This is a genomic window from Endozoicomonas sp. ONNA2, assembly GCF_024606365.1.
GTDB lineage: Bacteria > Pseudomonadota > Gammaproteobacteria > Pseudomonadales > Endozoicomonadaceae > Endozoicomonas.
This window is the reverse complement of record NZ_JAHHPO010000564.1, coordinates 1-1,460: the sequence shown is the minus strand read 5'-3', so window position 1 is coordinate 1,460 and position 1,460 is coordinate 1. Positions and strand designations below refer to the sequence as shown.

Annotated in this window: 1 protein-coding gene; it reads left to right on the top strand. The window is 51.8% G+C overall.

Features of this window, described 5'->3' with window-relative positions; translation table 11 throughout:
- Positions 1–27 precede the first annotated feature (27 nt).
- Positions 28–1,460, top strand: a 1,433-nt coding sequence (locus KDK14_RS09845) for a hypothetical protein (RefSeq protein WP_257264927.1), incomplete at its 3' end; no start/stop codon positions are given.

Genomic DNA, 1,460 nt, shown 5'->3' with positions numbered 1-1,460 from the left:
GATGATTGCGGTGGAGCATCTGAATATGTGGAAGTTATTTACAGACAATTCCTTGACAAGGAAAAAATCAACGCCCTGACGACAAAATACCTTGCAACCGTCAAAAATGCTGCCACCCGGAAACGTCTGCACATCAACCTGAAATCCCTGTCATCATCAGAGTCAGAAACACTGGCAGAAATTAAGCAAATGCCCATGGTTTATCTGATGCGGGAAGTCCTTACCGCCCTGGAAATGTATCCGAATCAAGCTGAATACTCAACCAACATCAGGCTGATGAATGCCCACGCTGTCACCACACTGAATGACATCGCCAAACACTTGCCCTCCGCCCCGAAAAAAACCGCTGATGCCGATGCTCAATCAGTACCACAAGGTGCGGCACAGGCAACCACTAACCTGGACACCATCACTGACGGAGAGCGGTTCAAGCTGGCTGGTGAAAGAGACTTCCGCATGCTTGACCCAGAGCCGGGCGCTAGTGCCGTTGGAGCGCAGGCCGGTGCAGCCCAACCCGACAGTGCCCATGCCGCACCCGACAGCCAGGGCAGCAGCGGTGTATCCGGTAGTACTATTGGAGGGATAATCGGTGGCGGGATCGGCGGCACTGCCGGACTAGCATTGGTATCATTCTTAGCCAACTGCTCCGGATGCCTGTCACTACTGTCAGAAATGGCAAGGGCCACTGAGGTCGGCGAGGATGCTGCAGACAGAATCTTTAACAAGCTATCTCAAAACGTAGGTGAGGAAGCTGGGGAGAAAGTTGCAGAAGAAGGTGGGGAGACAGCAGGAGAAGAAACCGGGGAAAAAGGCGGGGAAAAAACCCTTGAAGAGGCCATCAAGAAAACTACTAAAAAGGCAGGGAAAACAGGAAGGCAGGCCGCCAGATGCACACGGTCGGTTGGCGGCTGTAACCAGGCAGAAGACGGTGAAGGTGAAGGTGGTGAAGCTGGCGGTGAAGCCGGTGGTGAAGCTGGAGCAGGTGCTGGAGCAGGCGCTGGAGCTGGCGGTGAAGCCGGTGGTGAAGCCGGTGGTGAAGTTGGAGGAGGCATTGGAGCAGGTGGTGTCGCGACAAAAAAAGGAGCCAAAACACTTAAAAAGTTGTACGAGGCCATAAAAAAAGCGATCGAAAAAAAACATAAAAAACACTCTGAAAAGCAAGCTTCCCAAGGCTCAGCAGCAAAACCAAACCAACCACCAATAGTGCCGGTGATCATTGCAGAAAATGCAGCAAAAAAGGCAATCGATGCAGAGCACACCACGATACAGCCAACAACCAAACCAGCGACGTCATCAAGCACCGGAAACAGCAACAATATAAATGCAGGTATTGCCACTGTTCCAGACGATGCAACCAGTGTTGACCAACCAACTGAGACATTAAAAACTGTAATAACCACTGAGTCATCAACCAGCAGAGAGTCATCAACCAGCAGAGAGCCATCAACCAGCAGAGAGCC